The following is a 17,685-nucleotide window of genomic DNA, read 5'->3' on the forward strand; positions in this document are numbered from 1 at the left end:
GCTGATGCGGGTTCCAAGGGCATCATGCCCTTGGCGGAGGGGTTTGGGGAGGCAGAGCCTTCCCAAGTAAAGTGCAACAATTTCAATTGCGCAATGGTTCCAAGCGGGCAGCAAGAGCAGCTAGCTCCGGGGCATCAGGCAGACGCTTAGCCGGGCCAAGGGTGTGTACCTGCTGGGTAAACGTATCCACCACATGCTGCCAGCGCTGGCCTTCAGAAGCGGAAACCCAGGTATACTCAAACCGCCGTGGGTCTATGCCCAAGGTGGGCAACAGCCCCTTAAGCACTTCCAGCCTGCGCCGGGCATAATAGTTGCCCTCAGCATAGTGGCAGTCGCGGGGGTGGCAGCCGGAAACCAGCACGCCGTCTGCCCCGGAAAGAAGGGCCTTCATAATAAACAGGGGGTTAATTCGCCCGGAACAGGGAACACGAACAATGCGCAAGTCGGTAGGCTGGGAAAAACGCCCCACCCCGGCGGTGTCTGCCCCGCCATAAGAACACCAGTTGCACAAAAAACCAACTATTCGAAGCTCTTTGCCTTCTAGAACCGACATAAGGCCTCCACTTCCGCAAGAATCTGGTTGTCAGTAAAGTGGGAAAGCTGCACAGCGCCCTGAGGGCAGGTGGCGTTACACAAGCCGCACCCCTGGCATACTGTTTCAATCACTTCCGCTTTTATTTGCCCGCGCACGTCCACTTCTTTAATGGCCTTGAACGGACACACCTGAATACACTTGCCACAGCCCACGCACCGCTTCATGTCCACCTGGGCAATTTGCGGGTCGCTGGCCAGCATGTCTTTGGAAAGCAGGCCAATGGCTTTCGCAGCAGCGGCGCTGCCCTGGGCCACGGAAGAAGGAATGTCTTTCAGCCCCTGGCAGGAACCAGCCAGAAACACCCCGGCGGTGTTGGTTTCCACAGGTTTCAGTTTGGGGTGGCCTTCCATGAAAAAGCCGTAGCTGTCGTATGAAATACGCAACTTTTCCGCCAACTGGGGGGAGCCTTGGGTAGCTTCGCCGCCCACGGCAAGCACCACCAGGTCGGCTTCCACATCCACCTGCTGGCCACCCATAAGGGTATCTACCCCGCGCACAATAAGCTTGTCGCCTTTGGGGTAAATCAGGGAAACACGCCCGCGAATGTACTGGGCACCATATTCTTCCTGCACGCGGCGGGTAAACTCGTCGTACCCTTTGCCGGGGGAGCGAATGTCCATGTAGAACACGAAGCTTTGGGAATCTGGAATATGGTCTTTGGTGAGAATGGCCTGCTTGGCGGTGTACATGCAGCAAAAGCCGGAGCAGTAAGGCCGCCCGATGGAGACATCGCGCGAGCCAACACACTGGATAAACACCACATTCTTGGGTTCCTTGCCGTCGGAGGGGCGCTTTACGTGCCCGCCTGTGGGGCCGGAGGCAGAAAGCAGGCGCTCGTACTGCAAGGAGGTGATAACGTCGGGGTAGCGGCCTGCGCCGTATTCCTCGTACACCGTCCAGTCCATCAGGTCGTAACCCGTGGCAGCCACAATGCCACCCACTTTCATGGAAACCAGCTCGTCCTGCTGCTCGTAGTTAATGGCACCGGTGGGGCAAATTTTGGCGCACACGCCGCACTTGCCTTTGGTGAACTGGCGGCAGGCATCCCTGGTAATGGAAGCTTTTTTGGGAATGGCTTGGGGGAAGGGAATAATGATGGCGGTGGTGGGGCCAACGCCTTCGTTAAAGCGGTCGAAGGATTTTTTGCTGGGGCACTTTTCTGTACACAGGCCACAGCCCGTGCATTTGTCCCAGTCCACATAGGTGGCCTTTTTACGCACGGTCACTTCAAAGTTGCCCACATAACCGCTCACGCTTTCCACTTCGGCAGCGGCATACAGCGTAATGTTGGGGTGCTGGGCCACGTCCACCATACGGGGGCCAAGAATACAGCTGGAACAGTCCACCGTGGGGAATGTTTTGTCCAGCTTGGACATTTTGCCGCCAATGGAAGGTTCGCGCTCCACCAGCACAACGTCAAGGCCAGCATCAGCGCAGTCCAGCGCAGCCTGAATGCCTGCCACACCGCCGCCAATAACCAGCACCCTTTTGGTCACCGGGAAGGACTTGGAATGCAGGTCACGGTTCAGGCGCAGCTTGGAAACGGCCATGCGTACCAGCTCCGCTGCCTTGTTGGTGTTGGCGTCCTTGTTTTTACCAATCCAGGAAACGTGTTCCCGGATGTTGGCCATTTCAAACATATAGCGGTTCAGCCCGGCCCGTTCCACCGCACGGCGGAAGGTGGGTTCGTGCATGCGCGGGGTACAGGAAGCCACCACCACGCCGGAAAGATTGTGTTCTTTGATGGCATCAATAATGCCTTGCTGCCCAGGTTCGGAACAGGCGTACATGGTGTCTGTGGAAAAAACCACGTCCGGGAAGGCGTATGATTCTTCGGCAACGCTTTTGCAGTCTACCGTGCCGCCAATGTTACTGCCGCAATGGCAAATAAAAACCCCTATTCTCATGCCGCACCTCCTGCGGTGGCTTCCGTTTTCCCGGCAGCGGGCTTTTTCTCTGCCACTGCGGTTGCCTTTGCACAGGCTTCCTGCATGGCAGTAAATGCCGGGGCCAACGGCATGATAAGCTTGTCAAACCCAAGCTCTTTTTCCGGCACACCCAGGGCGTAGCCAACCAGTTGCGTAAAGTACGGCACTGGCAGGGCGTGGTGGGTGTTGTTGGCGGCGTTAATTTGTTCCTGGCGCAGGTCCAGGTTCATTTGGCACAGGGGGCAAGCCACCACCACAGCATGGGCACCAAGGCCTGCCGCAAGGTCCAAAAGCTTGCCGGAAAGGCGGGTTACCGCTTCTTTTTTGGGAATACCAAAAGAGGCTCCGCAGCATTCCACCTTCAGCGGGAAGGGCAGCACTTCTGCCCCAAGGGCAGCCAGCAAGTTATCCATAGACATGGGGTATTCCGGGCTGTCAAAGCGCATGGTGCTTGCCGGGCGGGTCATCAGGCAGCCGTAATAGGGCACAACCTTCATGCCGGTAAGGGGGCGGGTGACCTTTTCTTTAATGGCATCAAGGCCAATATCTTCCACCAGCACCTGCAACACAGACTTCACCGTGTGGGGGCGGGTCAGGGGGCGTTCTGTCAGGGCGTCTACCCTGGCCCGGAACAAGTCATCTTCCATGTGTTCCAGGGCGTTACGCAAATTTTTCAGGCAACTGGGGCATGGGGTAATCACATCGTCAATACCAGCGGTTTCTGCCTGGGCAAAGTTACGGGCTGCCAAGGCGGAAGAAAGCACGTGGTCAACGGTGTGGGCCGGGGTGGAACCGCAACAGGTCCAGTCTGGGATATCTTGCAGAGTAATGCCCAGGGCGCGGCATACCGCGCGGGTGGAAGCATCGTACTCCAGCGAGGTACCAAGGCCGGAACAGCCCGGATAGTACCCTAAAGAAACAGCACTCATGAACGGCCTCCCTCTTGCGTTGCCGCCTGTTTTCCGGCCTGTTCGGCAGCAGCAAGGCGGGCTTGCACCTTCTGCTCATCGGCCGCGCCTTCATGGAAGCGGCGTAAAATGTCTGCCACTTCTTTCCTGCCCTTTGCCCGGTGGGGCAAAATGGACATTTTCCCTTTGGGCAGGGCTTTGGGGGCCAGGTCTACGTCGGTAAACACACGGCCTGTGCGCAGCATGTACATAACCATAAGGCCAATTTCATGCACTTTGCCGTTCATTCCAACAGATTGCATAAACGCATCCCAGAAGGTTTTAACAGCATATACGCCGCCTTTCCCTTCACGCCGTGCCATATGCCGGCATACGTCCATTACCTTTGCCACATCAATGTTGTTGGGGCAGCGCTGTGTGCAGGTTTCGCACGTGGCGCACATCCACAACGATTTGGCAGAAAGAACCGCCTCCTTTTGCCCGGCCTGCACAAGCCGCATCATACGGCTCACAGGAATGTCGTAGGCAAAAGACATGGGGCACCCGGCAGAGCAGTTGCCACATTGGTAACACTTGGACACCGTTTGCCCACTTTCTTTTTCCACTTCGCGGATAAAGGCGGTGTCTGGCCTGGTCAGGTCAATTGTTTCCATACTCTAAGCCACCTTGCATGCAAAAGTGTGAAGCACAAAAACTACGGGAAAGCCCACACGGACAAAAATTCCCAGTTGCTGGAAATTATTTACCAGCCTTGTTGCGTAGCATGGCATACACCCAATACTACCGTATGCCCATGTACACCAATAAAAACAATGCCACTCTTACTTGAAATTTACGAAGGGGCCGCACCTTTGGCACTGTTTTTGCTGAAATTTTAGCAAAACCCACATGCCTGCCCACGCGGCGTACCACTTGTGCAAGAACAAAACAGTTGTGCAATAATGCACGAGCTGTGCTGTTCATGCCTTTGAAACACTTCGTGCATACCTTGTTTAGCCATGGAGGGCAAGGGGGTTCCACTAGGGGAAGGTACGTAAAAAAATAGGCCACCCCCCCTTTCCATTCAGTTTGGAACCATTCTTGCTTATCATTCTACACCCACACCAAACACAACCGCAGTGGGAAAATTTTGCCGGAACACCACATGAACCTTTCCGGCTACCAAGGAGAGAGACATGGCTCTGCGAATTACCCAAAGCATGATGTACAACACGCATGTGCAAAACATGAACAGTACCCTTACATCCCTGATGGATTCCAACATTCAAAGCGCATCGCAAAAAAGAATCAACCGTCCTTCAGACGACGCGGTGGGAACTGGGCGTGTACTCTCGTTCAGAACAACACTGGACAGGCTTGACCTGTTTCAAAGCAATATCAATACAGCCAAGGGCTGGATAAACACCATGGACAAGGTGCTTTCCGACACCTCGCCCATATCCGCCATTCTGGAAAAGGCCACACAGGGTTCCAACGGTACCTATGACGCCAACAACCGCCAGCAAATTGCCCAAGACCTGCGCGGCATGTTCATGGAACTGTTGAACCGGGCCAACACCAGCTTTAACGGCCGGTATGTGTTTGCCGGGCACAAAACCGACACGCCCCCCTATGCCCTGGGCCTTGGCGTAACCACTGTGGACCCCAACCTGGCAACAGAACAATTCCACGTGGACGGCGACAGCGCCAAAACAGTGCTCATTCAAGCTGTTGGGCCAGCAGCCCCTGGCACCACGCTTAACGCCCAGGATGCTACTTACCGTTACAGTGCAGATGGAGGCAAAACATGGCAAAACGCCACTGTAGACACAGGCATAAGCCCCCCTTATAACCCGGGGCAAATTCGTATTAATGCCGGCGGGGTTGGCGTGGTTATGAACGGCACAAGCCAGGTAACCACCGTGAATACGGCCATAGACAAAGATTCCAACAACGGCACCTGGATGTATGTGCGCCCAACAGCCATTTACAAGGGAGACGACAACCGCACAGAGGTTATTACCCCTTATGGGGCAACGGCCAACACGGTTACTTCCTCCGCAGACGGCTACTTCACCCGCGACGTAGCTGCCCGCATTGATAAAATTGAAGGTGGCGTTGTTACCTATTCTTACAGCACAGACGACGGTGCCAACTGGACCCAGGCCACAGCTTCCATGAACGGCACCAAAACAAACCTGCCGTTGCCGGGTGGCTACCTGAACCTGGACGGTAACATCACCGCTGGCGACCAGTTTGTGGTGCACCCACGCAGGGCAGACATCAATCTGAATATTTCAGAGTCTGACTCCATTAACCTGAACATGGTGGGCATGAACGCGTTCGGGGGCATGTACAAAGACCCGGACCCAAGCGTTAGCCCCGGCTACCCCACGGTGGTGCCAGGTCAGGCCAATTTGTTTGAAGCCATTGGCAAGCTTATTGGCTATGCTGAAACCAACAGCCAGAAGGGTATGCAAGACAGCCTGCCGGAACTGAAGGCTGCCCTTACCCAGTTTACCAACGCCGCAGCCGACGCTGGTGGCAGGAAAAACCGCCTTACCGCAGCCGAGCAAAACATTACCATGCGCCGCTACAGTGAAGAAGACGGCCTTTCCGCTGTTGAAGATGTGGACTTGACAGAACTGACCACGCGCATGGCCCAGCAGCAGCTTGCTTACAACAGCGTGCTCAAGTCTGCTTCCATGGTAATGCAAATGAGCCTTGTAAACTTCCTGTAACAGTTGCGCACAGTATGGGCCTTTGAACGATAATACCAAGGCCCATGCCAGCACTTCCACCTGAAGCGCCTACAGGCTGTCAAAACACCGGGCTTGCCTTAATCTGTTTTTTCCCGGTATAGATAAACAAGGAAGGGGAGATTTTATTTGCATTATCCACTGAAGCCCAGGAAACCCTATGCTTATCCTTACACGCAGGGCGGGTGAGAGCCTGCACATCGGTGATTCTATCAAAATCACCGTACTCAGCATTCAAGGCAAGCAGGCAAAGCTCGGTATCATCGTTCCAGACGACACCGTGGTTTACCGTGAAGAAGTATACCTTCGTGTCAAGAATGAAAACAGGCAGGCCATGCTTGCCAGTAACAATGACCTTTTAGCAGCAGCAGCACTATGGCACACTCCAATAAAAAAATAATCATGTCTCGCCTTGGCGAACGTGAAATTTCTCTGGAAAAAGTCATCCATTTCCCGCAAGGCCTGGTGGGCTATACCGACCAGCACGACTTTGTGTTGCTGGAAATCAAGGAAGGCGCGCCATTTTTACTTTTGCAGAGCATGGAACAGCCTGATCTTGGTTTTTTGGTGGCAGACCCATTCAGCTTTGTAAGCGAATACACCATTCAAGCCGACATGCGTGCCCAAAAAGCCTTGAAAGCCTCAAGCCAGAAAGATTTGGCGGTGCTTGTTACCGTGTCCATTCCCCCGGGCAAGCCAGAAGAAACAACCCTGAACCTGACGGGCCCCATTCTTATTAACCATGCAGAACGCTTGGGCCTGCAAGTGCCACAAATGGACGGGCTGAACCCCGGCAGAGTTCACGTACACACAGTTACTGCCACAGTAGAAACCGCGTAAAAGCGTTGACTTAGTATAATACTCTGTAATCAGCGGTTTTATAGGCAAACACAAGAAACGCTGCCCCCATGCCACCACACAAGGTCTTGGGGGCAGCGCTTCTTGTGTTTTCGGCCATACTGAAAATTTGCAGCCGCAATGCGCCGTGCAATAGTTAAATGCTTGAACTTACTTTAGCCCCATGCTAAACAACATACTATTCGCACGCATCAGGTCCACTTGCTGCACTTTTGTACCGGAACTCCCCATGAAGCAACGCCCCCACCTTGGCTCATTCTTGGCTATTATTGGCAGCCGCTTTTTTTTCGTGCTGCTGGCCTGCATCCCGCTGGTTTTTCTGGCCAGCCTGTATGAACGTGGCCTGACAACAGCCAGTGAGCAGGCAACAGCCCTGAACATGCTCCACAAAAGTGGCGTGCAGGAAAGGGCCACCCTGCCCCGCGCCTATGAAATGCAGCACAATGCAGACATTGTGTTTACTTCTTCCAATTCCCAGCACAGGGCAAAAGCAGTAGCCAGTGTCCTTTCCTACGTGGGCACCCTTGGCAACAACACCCCCCTGGGCAAGGAGCTGGCCCAAACGGCCACCCTTATTACCACTGCTGCTAACCTGCGTGAAGAAAGCGAAATGCTGTTCCTGGCAGCCAGCACCCAAACAAAACAGGCAAACCTGGGCCTTAAAAAGCTCATTGCCCTGGCCCAAGACGCAAAAGCCCGTGAAACCCTGCTGGGCCTTTGGCTTTCTCCCCCCACAACCAAAGCCGTGGGCCAAGGCACAGAAGTTCCCCAAGGGCACACCCAGCAGCAAATTGCCCAGGTAAACGAACTGGCCGCGCAGTTGCAAGAACGCTCCCCTGCACAGGCAGAAACGGTGCAGCAAAATCTGCGTGCATTCATCACGGCTTACACCAAGCAGCAAGAAACCCTGAACGCTTTGCAGGCTGTTGAACGCAAAGTGGAGCGCTTGGCCACCAGCATCGACATAAGCCTGCAAAGCGTGTTGGGGGAACTTTCTTCCCCTGTGGATGGCAATGCAGCCATTGCCCTGGTAATGCTGGACAACAGCTCCGCTGCTACCGTGCAAGTGCTGCACACCTTTTTTTACACTGCCGTAGCCTTTTTGTTACTCCTTTTGCTTGTGGGCATATTGTTTATAGCAGCCCCACTTCGCTGGGTAGCCAATACAACGGCCACCCTGCACTCCCAGGCCCCAACGCCGCCGCCCCCTTCGCTTATTACAGAATTTTCCGACATTGCCAGCCACCTTGCAGCCCTGCACAGCACCTTTGGTTCCATGTCTTCCCAAACCCATTCCCTGGCCCACAGCGTGGAAGACAAGCGCGAAATGGAAGAAGTCATGCGGGCAGTGTTCACAGCTTCCCTTGATGGTTACTTCCTCTGGACCCGGGAACAACTGCTTGCCGCCAGCCCTGGCATGCTGTTCCTGCTGGAAGCTGAATCGCTTGAGCAAATGATAGCCAATGGCAAACTTTTAGGCCTGCCAGACAAAAAAGCCCGCGACGATATTTTTGAAACCGCCTCCCAGCTTGACCGTTACCGCGAAGAATACACCTTCCGCACCCTTTCCGGCATGGCGCTGCCCTGCGAGCTTACCCACATTTTCCTGCACAACAGCACGCCGCAGCGCGTTCTTACCTATGTGCGGGACAGACGCCTGCAACGCAGAACCGAAGAAGCCATGCTGGATGTACAGCGCCAGGCAGAACAGGCCAGCCAGTCTAAAAGCGAATTTCTTGGCCGCATGAGCCATGAACTGCGCACCCCGCTCAACTGTATTCTCGGTTTTTCCCACGTTGCTCTGGGCAAACAGCCTGCCGAACCGTTCGCCAGCTATTTCTTCAAAATTCAGAATGCCACCCACGGCCTGTTACGGCTTATCAACAGTATTCTCGACTTTTCCCACCTGCGCTCCGGCACGCTGGAACTGTTCCCCACGCCATTTGCCCTGGAAAAAATCCTGCATCAGGTGGAAGAAGCTTACGCAGACCAGGCCAAAGCCAAAAAGGTCACTTTTAAAATAACCATAGACCCCAATATTCCCCACTACCTGAAGGGAGATGGCAGCCGCCTTGGCCAGGTGCTTGCCAACCTGTGCGACAACGCCATACGCTTTACCAATGAAGGGCGGGTCCACCTGAAGGCTGTTTTGACCAGGGAAACCCCGGAATATGAGTATGTTCGTTTTGTCGTACATGACACGGGCGTTGGCATTCCCCCTGAAAACCTGGGAAACATCTTCAAGGCATTCAGCCAAACCACCACTTACAGTGCCAGGCGCTTCAGCGGTGCAGGCCTGGGGCTTGTGCTGTGCAAGGAGCTGGTGGAAATGATGGGTGGCGCTTTGCATGTGGAAAGTGAGGTGGGCGTTGGCAGCATCTTCACATTCACCGTGCCCTTCCGCCGGTGCGAGGAACATTACCCCTTCGACTTTGAACAAGGCCCACCCCGCATTACAGACCAACAGCCCACCCCGGACAAACAGCCTGTATGGCAGGCTACCCCGGACATAGAAACTCCCCCCCCTGTGCAGAAAGATATGCCCAAGCCGCTGCTGGGCACACGGGCGCTGCTGGTAGAAGACAACGACATTAACCAGGAAATTGCCATTGCCATGCTAGATTCCCTGGGGGTTTCTGTGGTGATTGCCAACAATGGCCTGGAAGCGGTCACAATTTTGCAAACGCAAGATGTGGATATTATTCTTATGGACATTCAAATGCCCCTGATGGACGGCCTTGACGCTGCCAAAAAAATACGCTCCGAAGGAAGGGAAAGCATACGCAATGTTCCCATTCTTGCCCTTACCGCGCACGGCATGCGTGAAGACAGGGAAAAAAGCATGGCTGCGGGCATGAACGACCACCTTATCAAGCCCATAAGCATAGAAAAGCTTCATAAAGCGCTGGAACACTGGTTGGGAAAACGCTGAGTTATTCCGTTTGGCGACGTTACTCCTTTTTTTATGAAACAGTCGAGGACAGAAGAGTCCACTCCTGCTTCAAAAAAAACTCGTGCCTTGCCAAACGAAATAACGCAGCGTTTCCCAATTACCATTTATTCCACACAGTCTTATCCAAAACTGCCAATCTAGCACATCACAAGGCCCTTACAAAATACAATTTGCAAGGGCCTTCATCAACGATTCCTTAAATACACTTGGCAAAGCAAGCCTTTTCACGTACAGGAAAAGCACTGCTCCTTCACCCCTGTGGTTGGTGTAGGGCTGCTTAGCCTGCCAAAGGATGCACGCCACTTTTTTTGCTTATACTGGAATGGCAGTACCCACGTGCCGCTGCAAACACGCTGCCCCGGTACACGCTTTACAACAACGTCTTTTTTACAAAGGCATGAATTTTACCAAGGGAGATTCCCCATGAGTTCTCAGAAACGCAACATACTAATTGCGGTTGTTATCCTTCTTGTTGCCGGTGGTGTTTTTTTAGGAAAACCCATGCTGGACAAGCAACTGCTTAATGAATTCAAAGAAGCTACGGCAAAACTTCCCGGCACCCTTACCTATGCCACCGCGGAAGCTGACGCCATAGCAAAACGCATTACCCTTACTGGCGTCAAGTTTATTCCCAACGGGGCAAACGACCAGCAGATAACAGCCGATACCGTGGTGGTAGAAGCGGGTGACCTTACCGCTATAACCCGCCCGGGCACCCAGCGCATTCTTTCCATGGCAGAAGCGCAAAACCTGGCATGGACCCTGAAAGACCCCCAAACACAACTGCCCATGCAGGGTGGCTATGCTGTAATATCAGTCACGGATGTTCACGCCGATGTGCAGGCCTTTATTGCTGCTACCAACGCCCCCACCCCGCAGAATGAACAGGAAATGATTAAAATTCTTGATACGCTGCAAAAGCCCCTCCAAGAACTGCGCATTGGCACCATGCAAGGCAAAGGCTATACCAACAAAATTTCCACGCCCTTTGTTGCCATTAACATGACGGTGGATTCCTTTTCGGCCACCAACGCCGGCCTGCTTTCCGCTGATAAAGGTTCCTTGCAAAACATGGTTCTGGACGCTGGCCCTATTGGCAAATTCTCCATCCAGAGCATAGAAATGCAAGACATGGCCATGCCCAACCTGTTCGCCATTCTCGCCCTTGGCGAAAATGCCACAGAGCAAGACATGATGAACGAACTGAACAAAAACCCCTTTAAATTTAGCAACTTCGCCATTAAAGGCGTCTCCTTGTTCATGCCCATGGTCAGCAAAGAGCCCATTACCGCCGCTGGGTGGACCATGAAAGCGAACCTGCGTGCAAGCAACGGAACATTTGATCTCACCCAAAGTAATCTTGTGCTGCCCGGCGAACTTGTGGCACACCTTGTGCCCGGCTTCAAGCAACTGCACGGTATGCCCCTGGACATTAGCGCCAGCGTTGGTGTGGATTACAACACCGATGACGCTGCAAAAACAGTGGCCTTGACCCTGCGCAATGCCCAGGTGCAAGAACCAAACCTTGGCACTGCTACCCTGAGCGCGGCCATAACCAGCCCTTCTGCCATGCTGCAAGAAGAAGCCCTGGCTGCCCTGGATGGTTCCAAGCTGCATTCCTTGACCATGAGCTTTGAAAACAAAGGCATTGTGGACCTGGCAAGCAAAGTAATTGCCACCCAAATGGTGGGCCTTGCTGCCCCTGAAGTGCTGGAAGCCACCGCCAAGGCCCTGCGCGAAGACACAGCCCAAGACCTGAACCGCGTAAAACCCGGCACAAGTGAAGCTGTAACAGCCATGGCTACCAACCTTTCCCGTGCAATACTGGAACAAGGGCGCTTTGAAATGAAGTTTGCCCCCAAAACCCCCATTGCTCCGGCTGCCTTTGGTGAAGTAACTGAAGGCCTTGAAAGCAGCTTTACCCCTGCTGCCAAGTAACCAACGACAAAAAACCTCCACAGCCTGCTTGCAAACTGTTGAGGTACAACACAGCCCCCTGCTGGCCCATAAGGCTAACAGGGGGCTGTGTTATTGAAACGCTGATTTCTTTCGTTTGGCTATGTTTCAACTGCCGTCAAGACGAATATAAAGCGGAAACTCCGTCAACACCGTGTGCGTAAACCGGAGCATTTTATCCATCAACCACGGAAACGAGAACAGCAGGGCCAAAAAAATGGACACAATTTTAGGAATAAAGGTCAGGGTTTGTTCCTGAATTTGGGTAGCGGTTTGAATAATACTGACCGCAAGGCCCACAGCAAGGCCAATGCCCAGCATAGGAAGCGAAAGGAGCAAGGCCAGCTCAATGGCCTGTTTGGCAAAGCCAACAACAAAGTCCTGGGTCATACTCTCTATCCTTCCCTTAAAGCCACAGGGCGGGCGTTAACAATAGAACACCGCATCAAAAACACTCATCGCATCACAGCAAAAAGCTGTTTACCAGCGAGCCCACCAACAGTGTCCAACCGTCTACCATTACGAACAGCAGCAACTTGAAGGGCAATGACACCATCATGGGGGGCAGCATCATCATGCCCATGGCAAGCAATATGCTGGCCACCACCATATCAAGCACCAAAAAGGGCACAAACAGCAAAAAGCCTATGGTAAACCCTGTTTTCAGCTCGCTGATGATATAGGCCGCCGCAAGAGTGGTGGTAGGCACTTCTTCTTTGTTATTTGGGCGTTCCATTTGGGTAATGGTATAGAAGATGGAAAGATCTTTTTCCCTGGTATGCTTGAACATGAAGACCCGCAAGGGCTGTTCCGCCTTTTTCACAGCTTCCGAAAGGCCAATGCGCTCTTCCAGGTAGGGTTGCAATGCCTCTGTATTGATTTGTTTTCCCACGGGCATCATAATGGCAACGGTCATAAAAATGGCAAGACTTGCCAACACCTGGTTAGGGGGCAACGTTTGAATGCCTATGGCCTGCCGGATAAAGTGGAATACAATAATAATACGGGTAAAGCTGGTTACCGTAAGCACAATGGCAGGTGCCAGGGAAAGAATGGTGAGCAGAAACATAATTTCCAGGGCAGTGGAAACTTTTTCTGGCTCCGTTTGGCCACCGGAAAGGGTAAGTTGCAAGTTGGGCACGGCACCATCTTGCGCGGCAAGGGCAGCGCCTGGGTGCCACAGCAGCGCAGCCAAAGCACCCGCCATGGCAACCAGCAGAAATAAAAGGCAAAAGCCCCGGCCCGGTGTTAACCGGGGGGGCACAGAACAAAGGCGAAAATTAGCGGTACGGCGCATGGTCACCTGGGGGTTAGGGTGTGGGAGGTTGGCTGTTGCGTAAAAAGTCGGCAAACGCAGAATCAGCTTCACCCTGTGCCTTGTCTGGTGGGGCTGGCTTGCCTGTTTCCACGTCAAGCGCGGCAAGCAGGGTTATGTTACTGTCAGTAAGGCCAAGCACAAGCCGGGTGTTCATAAACCGGGTAATAACCACCCATTTTTTGGGGGCAAGGGGCAAACGGCTTTCAATGTACATGGCAGGTACAGCCCCGCCAGCAGCCTTGTAAGCCCGGCGCTTGATAAGCCACAAGGCAAACCACAGCACAGCCAGGAGCAAAAACAGCATACCTACCATTTCCAGGTAGCTGCTCCAGGAAAACAGGTCGCCCACACCTTGCACGGCGGAAGAAATATTCTCCGCGCCCTGGCGTACAATTTCGGTTGTGGGGGCGGCAGGGGCAACTGGAACAGGGGTAGCAGCCCCTGCAACAGGCACTAAGGGCGGGGCAACCAGGGCAGGGGGCAGCCCCCCACCCTGGGTTTGCTGTACTGTTTGCGAAAGTGCGCCACCCCCAACAGGGGCAACAGCAGCGGCGAACAATGCCCTGAAACGGGAAAACCCAGTGCCTGCCATGTAATTACCCTAACTGCTTTACCCGTTCAATGGGGCTGATAATGTCTGTAAGGCGAATGCCAAATTTTTCGTTAATAACAACGGCTTCACCACGGGCCACCATTTTCCCGTTAACATACACCTCAAGCGGCTCGCCTGCAAGCTTGTTCAGCTCAACAACAGACCCCTGCCCAAGCTGCAACAATTCGTTAATAAGCAGGCGGGTACGCCCCAGTTCAGCGGAAACATCCAGGGGAATATCCAGAATAAAATCCAGCTCGCGGCGTGAATCCGGGCGCGGGGCCTTTGCTTCTTCGGTAAGGTCTGCAAAGGTGGCAACCTTGGCCTGGGCAGAAAGCGCTGTTTGCTCTTTCTCTTTTTTTACTGCCGTTTGCTCGTCTGCCGCCAGGGCAGCAGCCCATTCATCGGCCAGGTTGGCCGGGTCTGGCACTACAGCAGCAGGTTTGCTGGCTTGTGGTTCAGGGGTGGTTTCTTCAAGGGCAGCGGCCCATTCCGCAGCAAGGGAGTCTTGATCCAGTTCGTCAGCCATGTCATGTTCCTTAGGGGCCGTGCGGCAGTGTGTGCCCGGCGCATACGTTGTAACGTAAAAGTCTCTGGGGAATTACGTTATTGAATAACTATATCGGTAAAAAACACCTGAAGCACTTTGGGGCCGCCAAGTATTTGGTTGATACGGTCAGTAATTTCACTTTTCAGCACCAGCTTGCCTTCCACTGTGGCCAGGTCTGCATTGCTTTTGCTGGATAGCAGCAAAATAATGGCGTCGCGTATAGGGGCCTGGTAGGTTTCCAGTTCACCGGCAACATCCTGGTTGGCGGCTTCTACCTCCACCATCAGCTTGATAAAGCGCTTGCCAAGCGGGTCTGCAAGGTTCACCCGGAACACGGGCAGGGGCACCACAGTACCTTTCATGCCAGAAACTTTCGCTTCGGCAGACACTTTTTTAGCAGAGCTTCCGCCATCTTCTGTTTTATTCAGCATATCTGCCAGGTAAAAATGCCAAGCGGCATACCCCCCGCCGCCAAGCAGCAACAGGATAAAAACTAACACAAGCCATTTCAGCTTGCTCTTTTTTTTGGGTTCCTGCTCGTCAGCCATATGCGCTCCTTACATTTTCGGTTAGCTGTAACCGCCAACCCACTTATTGACCTTCAGTAAAATTTCAACACGCCGGTTTTTGGCCCTTCCCTCTGCGGTGCTGTTTGGCTCCACTGGTCTGTCTGGCCCATAACCGCTCACCGAAAATCTGTCCGGCTTGATTTGATACAGCAAAAATCGTTCCAAAACAGCAATTGCCCGAAAACCCGAAAGTTCATAGGGGTTTTGGCCTGCTGCTTCCATGTTGTCGGTGTGGCCGCTTATGTTCACATCCGTTTCTACAGCAAGAATAACAGGAGAAAGCGCTTCAAGCAACTTTTTCCCTACTGGCGTCAGTTCTGCCGCACCTTCCGGGAACAACAGCCCATTTGTCAAAACAATGACCACCCCTTCCGGGTGCTGCAAAATGCGCACGTTTTCCTGAATGTCCCCTGTGGTTACTTCTGGCGGCAGCACATCATAGGGGAAGAGCAAATCTTTAATGCGGTCCTGCTGCAACAGCACGTTTTCCGGGTCGCGCAACAGTTCCAGCACTTCCATAACACGGCCGGGAATGCGCCCTGCTGCTTCGGTGGCGTCTATGGAAGGGTTGGCAAAGTGGGCGCTAATGCGGGAAATGACCACCGTGTCCATGGAAGACATACTGAGCAAAAGCACAAAAAAAGTCAGCAGCAACGTCATAAGGTCGGAAAACGTCACCAGCCAGCCGTCGCTGGATGCAGGGGAACTTTTACGTTTGCGGCGTGCCATGGTCAGGGCCTTGTTGGGAGTACGTTTCGGGGAACGCGCGAAGTGGCGTTCTGCCCTGGCATGGTCAGGTCAAACCGGAAGCCCTTAAAATACAGGTCTGTTTGTTCCGGGGGGGCATTTTCCCGCAGGCGATCTACTTTTTTGGCCCATTCAAGGTTCCGTTTGTCCAGCACCAGGTCTACCCGGCGGTTGGCTGCGCGCCCTTCCGGGGTGTTGTTGCTGGCTTTGGGTCGAAACTGCCCAAACCCTTCCAGGGAAAGGCGGGCCGGGGGAATACCCCGCAGGGAAAAGTGGCTGTACACGGCCATGGCCCGGCGCAGGGAAAGCAGCCAGGAAGCGTCCATAACCGTCTGACTAAAGCTCACAATATAATTACGTCCTTCTTCGTCGCGCAGGTTGGTGGTATGCCCTGCCACCAGCAGGGGGTAAGGAATTTCCAACAGGTACGGCACCAGCTTATCCAGCAAGGCAATGCCTTTATCGCTCAGTTGCGTGGCCCCTTCACGGAACAGCACCTCGCTATTGATGGAAAAGATTTGCACGTACTTGTTTTCCTGAAAATTCAAGTCCTTGGTACTGTCGTCAAATATTTTATCCCGCAACAGTTCCAGGTCTTCCGGGGGCAAGTCCATTTTGCCGGGTTCATGCACATTCAGCTTACCGGAAGGGGCAGTTGGGTTCAAAAAGGCTTCCCCCACCCCAAACTGGCGGGCCACAGAACCCAGCACCTCCAGCTTGTACCGCTCATCAATCACCGACATGCTCACAAGCAATACAAAAAATGTGAGCAAAAGGGTCATGAGGTCGGAAAAGGTGATGAGCCAGGCAGGTTGGCCTTCTGGCGCGCGTTCCTTTTTTTCCCTTGCCACTGCTATGCCTTTTTACGCCGGTAATAGGGCTGAAAGCTGGTGAGCTTTTCCAGAATAATGCGCGGGTTTTCGCCTTTAGAAATGCCCACAATGCCTTCAAGCTGCATTTCCATAATGAGCACTTCTTCCTTGGAACGGCACTTGAGCTTGCCCACCATGGGCAAAAACACAAGGTTTGCCAATACCGCCCCGTAAAAGGTGGTAATAAGGGCCACGGCCATGGCAGGGCCAATGGAGGAAGGGTCGTTCATGTTTTTCAGCATTTGCACAAGGCCAATAACGGTACCAATCATCCCCAGGGCCGGGGCATATGCCGCAAGAGCACTCAATAGGTCTATGCCTGTTTCGTGGCGGGCTTCCACATTGCTTATTTCCGCTTCAAGAATAGAGCGGATAATTTCCGGCTCCATACCATCCACCGTAAGCTGCAACCCTTTTTTAACATAGGCATTATCAATACCATTCACGATGGATTCAAGCGCCAGAATGCCTTCACGCCGGGCGCGGTTGGCATAATCAATAAACTGGGCAATAACATCGTCGGTGGTGGGTAACGAGCTGGAAAAGGTTTTGCCAATAATTTTGCCAGTGCTGAGCACCGTACCAAGGGGGTAGTGGGTAAGCGTTGCCCCAATGGTGCCGCCAAGCACAATAAGCATGGAAGGGCCGTGAATAAAAAGGCCTAAGCCCCCTGCGCCATCAAGCAGTGCTGCGGTGATAAGCCCAAAGGAGACCACAAGCCCTAAAGGGGTTGCTAAATCCATGAATGCTATCCTTGCGCGTGGTGCGGCCTGAAAAGGCTGCGTTATTGTGTGTTGCCTGCCTACAAAAAGACCATTGCAAATTGCCTTTTACGTGCTTTGCCCGGGAAGCGCCAAAATGCGCCTCCTGCTTCCTTACATAGCAATGCAAAGCCCATGCCAGCCCATACCAAATACAATGCCAAAAGGCACTGTGGCAACCTAACAGGTAATGGTCATATACCTACAAAATACATTCCGGGCCTTGTTTACTGTATCGGCCTAAAGCGGAAACCCATAAGGGGGAAGGCACTACAGCAGAATATACAACTACTAAGAAAAAAGGCTATTCACACAATAAATAGCCTTTTTCAGAAGAGAA

General features: G+C 53.3%; 17 protein-coding genes. 5 read left to right on the forward strand and 12 right to left on the reverse strand.

Annotated features, from left to right (window positions below):
* Window positions 1-82 precede the first annotated feature (82 nt).
* Genes G497_RS0103480 through G497_RS16560 form a run of 4 tightly spaced genes read right to left on the reverse strand, consistent with a single transcriptional unit; the run spans window position 83 to window position 4,084 of the window.
* On the reverse strand, window positions 83-553 hold the full coding sequence (locus G497_RS0103480) for a hydrogenase iron-sulfur subunit (RefSeq protein WP_027187103.1): 471 nt from the start codon (window positions 551-553) through the stop codon (window positions 83-85).
* Complete coding sequence (locus tag G497_RS0103485) at window positions 541-2,502, reverse strand: CoB--CoM heterodisulfide reductase iron-sulfur subunit A family protein (RefSeq protein WP_027187104.1); 1,962 nt, start codon at window positions 2,500-2,502, stop codon at window positions 541-543. Before G497_RS0103485 ends, G497_RS0103480 begins: the two co-directional genes overlap by 13 nt.
* Window positions 2,499-3,452 (reverse strand): CoB--CoM heterodisulfide reductase iron-sulfur subunit B family protein, encoded by a 954-nt coding sequence (locus G497_RS16555; protein WP_051257801.1) that lies wholly within the window; start codon window positions 3,450-3,452, stop codon window positions 2,499-2,501. Before G497_RS16555 ends, G497_RS0103485 begins: the two co-directional genes overlap by 4 nt.
* Window positions 3,449-4,084: a 4Fe-4S dicluster domain-containing protein gene (locus G497_RS16560; RefSeq protein ID WP_051257802.1), complete on the reverse strand. Its 636-nt coding sequence runs from the start codon at window positions 4,082-4,084 to the stop codon at window positions 3,449-3,451. The genes G497_RS16555 and G497_RS16560 overlap by 4 nt, the downstream gene beginning before the upstream one ends.
* Before the next feature lie 522 nt (window positions 4,085-4,606).
* Here G497_RS16560 and flgL point away from each other — a divergent pair.
* The 5 genes from flgL (at window position 4,607) to G497_RS0103540 (ending at window position 11,918) form a co-directional block, all read left to right on the forward strand.
* A complete protein-coding gene (gene flgL / locus G497_RS0103505; RefSeq protein WP_034636425.1) occupies window positions 4,607-6,151 on the forward strand; it encodes a flagellar hook-associated protein FlgL in 1,545 nt (514 codons plus the stop codon).
* 178 nt (window positions 6,152-6,329) lie between these two features.
* On the forward strand, window positions 6,330-6,569 hold the full coding sequence (gene csrA, locus G497_RS0103510; protein WP_027187107.1) for a carbon storage regulator CsrA: 240 nt from the start codon (window positions 6,330-6,332) through the stop codon (window positions 6,567-6,569).
* Entirely contained in the window at window positions 6,545-7,009 is a 465-nt protein-coding gene (fliW, locus tag G497_RS16565; protein WP_034636428.1) for a flagellar assembly protein FliW, read from the forward strand. Before csrA ends, fliW begins: the two co-directional genes overlap by 25 nt.
* Before the next feature lie 247 nt (window positions 7,010-7,256).
* Complete coding sequence (locus G497_RS18930; RefSeq protein ID WP_051257803.1) at window positions 7,257-9,959, forward strand: ATP-binding protein; 2,703 nt, start codon at window positions 7,257-7,259, stop codon at window positions 9,957-9,959.
* Window positions 9,960-10,403: 444 nt separating this feature from the next.
* Window positions 10,404-11,918 (forward strand): hypothetical protein, encoded by a 1,515-nt coding sequence (locus G497_RS0103540; RefSeq protein WP_027187108.1) that lies wholly within the window; start codon window positions 10,404-10,406, stop codon window positions 11,916-11,918.
* A gap of 126 nt (window positions 11,919-12,044) precedes the next feature.
* Here G497_RS0103540 and fliQ read toward each other — a convergent pair whose 3' ends face one another.
* The 8 genes from fliQ to G497_RS0103580 all read right to left on the reverse strand — a co-directional run bounded on the left by fliQ (window position 12,045) and on the right by G497_RS0103580 (window position 17,327).
* A complete protein-coding gene (fliQ, locus tag G497_RS0103545) occupies window positions 12,045-12,326 on the reverse strand; it encodes a flagellar biosynthesis protein FliQ (RefSeq protein WP_027187109.1) in 282 nt (93 codons plus the stop codon).
* 73 nt (window positions 12,327-12,399) lie between these two features.
* Window positions 12,400-13,143 (reverse strand): flagellar type III secretion system pore protein FliP, encoded by a 744-nt coding sequence (fliP, locus tag G497_RS0103550; protein ID WP_051257813.1) that lies wholly within the window; start codon window positions 13,141-13,143, stop codon window positions 12,400-12,402.
* Between the two features lie 103 nt (window positions 13,144-13,246).
* Complete coding sequence (locus G497_RS18935) at window positions 13,247-13,846, reverse strand: FliO/MopB family protein (RefSeq protein ID WP_051257804.1); 600 nt, start codon at window positions 13,844-13,846, stop codon at window positions 13,247-13,249.
* Between the two features lie 4 nt (window positions 13,847-13,850).
* Window positions 13,851-14,375 carry a flagellar motor switch protein FliN gene (gene fliN, locus G497_RS0103560; protein WP_027187111.1) on the reverse strand — a complete coding sequence of 175 codons (525 nt, stop codon included), beginning with the start codon at window positions 14,373-14,375 and terminating at the stop codon, window positions 13,851-13,853.
* A gap of 77 nt (window positions 14,376-14,452) precedes the next feature.
* Entirely contained in the window at window positions 14,453-14,944 is a 492-nt protein-coding gene (locus tag G497_RS0103565) for a flagellar basal body-associated FliL family protein (RefSeq protein ID WP_027187112.1), read from the reverse strand.
* Window positions 14,945-14,965: 21 nt separating this feature from the next.
* Window positions 14,966-15,694 (reverse strand): OmpA/MotB family protein, encoded by a 729-nt coding sequence (locus G497_RS0103570; RefSeq protein WP_027187113.1) that lies wholly within the window; start codon window positions 15,692-15,694, stop codon window positions 14,966-14,968.
* A 2-nt stretch (window positions 15,695-15,696) separates the two neighbouring features.
* Window positions 15,697-16,563 (reverse strand): OmpA/MotB family protein, encoded by an 867-nt coding sequence (locus tag G497_RS16585; RefSeq protein WP_051257805.1) that lies wholly within the window; start codon window positions 16,561-16,563, stop codon window positions 15,697-15,699.
* A 2-nt stretch (window positions 16,564-16,565) separates the two neighbouring features.
* The gene (locus G497_RS0103580) at window positions 16,566-17,327 is read right to left on the reverse strand and encodes a motility protein A (protein ID WP_027187114.1); all 762 of its coding nucleotides are present in this window, start codon (window positions 17,325-17,327) and stop codon (window positions 16,566-16,568) included.
* Window positions 17,328-17,685: the final 358 nt, after the last annotated feature.

Origin of the sequence: Desulfovibrio cuneatus DSM 11391, assembly GCF_000430005.1 — a bacterium.
GTDB classification, from domain to species: domain Bacteria; phylum Desulfobacterota; class Desulfovibrionia; order Desulfovibrionales; family Desulfovibrionaceae; genus Frigididesulfovibrio; species Frigididesulfovibrio cuneatus.

What these genes read in the sequence shown, in the direction of transcription:
- G497_RS0103480 (WP_027187103.1), bottom strand. Translation starts at nt 553, where the DNA reads ATGTCGGTTCTAGAAGGCAAAGAGCTTCGAATAGTTGGTTTTTTGTGC.
- G497_RS0103485 (WP_027187104.1), bottom strand. Translation starts at nt 2,502, where the DNA reads ATGAGAATAGGGGTTTTTATTTGCCATTGCGGCAGTAACATTGGCGGC.
- G497_RS16555 (WP_051257801.1), bottom strand. Translation starts at nt 3,452, where the DNA reads ATGAGTGCTGTTTCTTTAGGGTACTATCCGGGCTGTTCCGGCCTTGGT.
- G497_RS16560 (WP_051257802.1), bottom strand. Translation starts at nt 4,084, where the DNA reads ATGGAAACAATTGACCTGACCAGGCCAGACACCGCCTTTATCCGCGAA.
- flgL (WP_034636425.1), top strand. Translation starts at nt 4,607, where the DNA reads ATGGCTCTGCGAATTACCCAAAGCATGATGTACAACACGCATGTGCAA.
- csrA (WP_027187107.1), top strand. Translation starts at nt 6,330, where the DNA reads ATGCTTATCCTTACACGCAGGGCGGGTGAGAGCCTGCACATCGGTGAT.
- fliW (WP_034636428.1), top strand. Translation starts at nt 6,545, where the DNA reads ATGGCACACTCCAATAAAAAAATAATCATGTCTCGCCTTGGCGAACGT.
- G497_RS18930 (WP_051257803.1), top strand. Translation starts at nt 7,257, where the DNA reads ATGAAGCAACGCCCCCACCTTGGCTCATTCTTGGCTATTATTGGCAGC.
- G497_RS0103540 (WP_027187108.1), top strand. Translation starts at nt 10,404, where the DNA reads ATGAGTTCTCAGAAACGCAACATACTAATTGCGGTTGTTATCCTTCTT.
- fliQ (WP_027187109.1), bottom strand. Translation starts at nt 12,326, where the DNA reads ATGACCCAGGACTTTGTTGTTGGCTTTGCCAAACAGGCCATTGAGCTG.
- fliP (WP_051257813.1), bottom strand. Translation starts at nt 13,143, where the DNA reads ATGGCGGGTGCTTTGGCTGCGCTGCTGTGGCACCCAGGCGCTGCCCTT.
- G497_RS18935 (WP_051257804.1), bottom strand. Translation starts at nt 13,846, where the DNA reads ATGGCAGGCACTGGGTTTTCCCGTTTCAGGGCATTGTTCGCCGCTGCT.
- fliN (WP_027187111.1), bottom strand. Translation starts at nt 14,375, where the DNA reads ATGGCTGACGAACTGGATCAAGACTCCCTTGCTGCGGAATGGGCCGCT.
- G497_RS0103565 (WP_027187112.1), bottom strand. Translation starts at nt 14,944, where the DNA reads ATGGCTGACGAGCAGGAACCCAAAAAAAAGAGCAAGCTGAAATGGCTT.
- G497_RS0103570 (WP_027187113.1), bottom strand. Translation starts at nt 15,694, where the DNA reads ATGGCACGCCGCAAACGTAAAAGTTCCCCTGCATCCAGCGACGGCTGG.
- G497_RS0103580 (WP_027187114.1), bottom strand. Translation starts at nt 17,327, where the DNA reads ATGGATTTAGCAACCCCTTTAGGGCTTGTGGTCTCCTTTGGGCTTATC.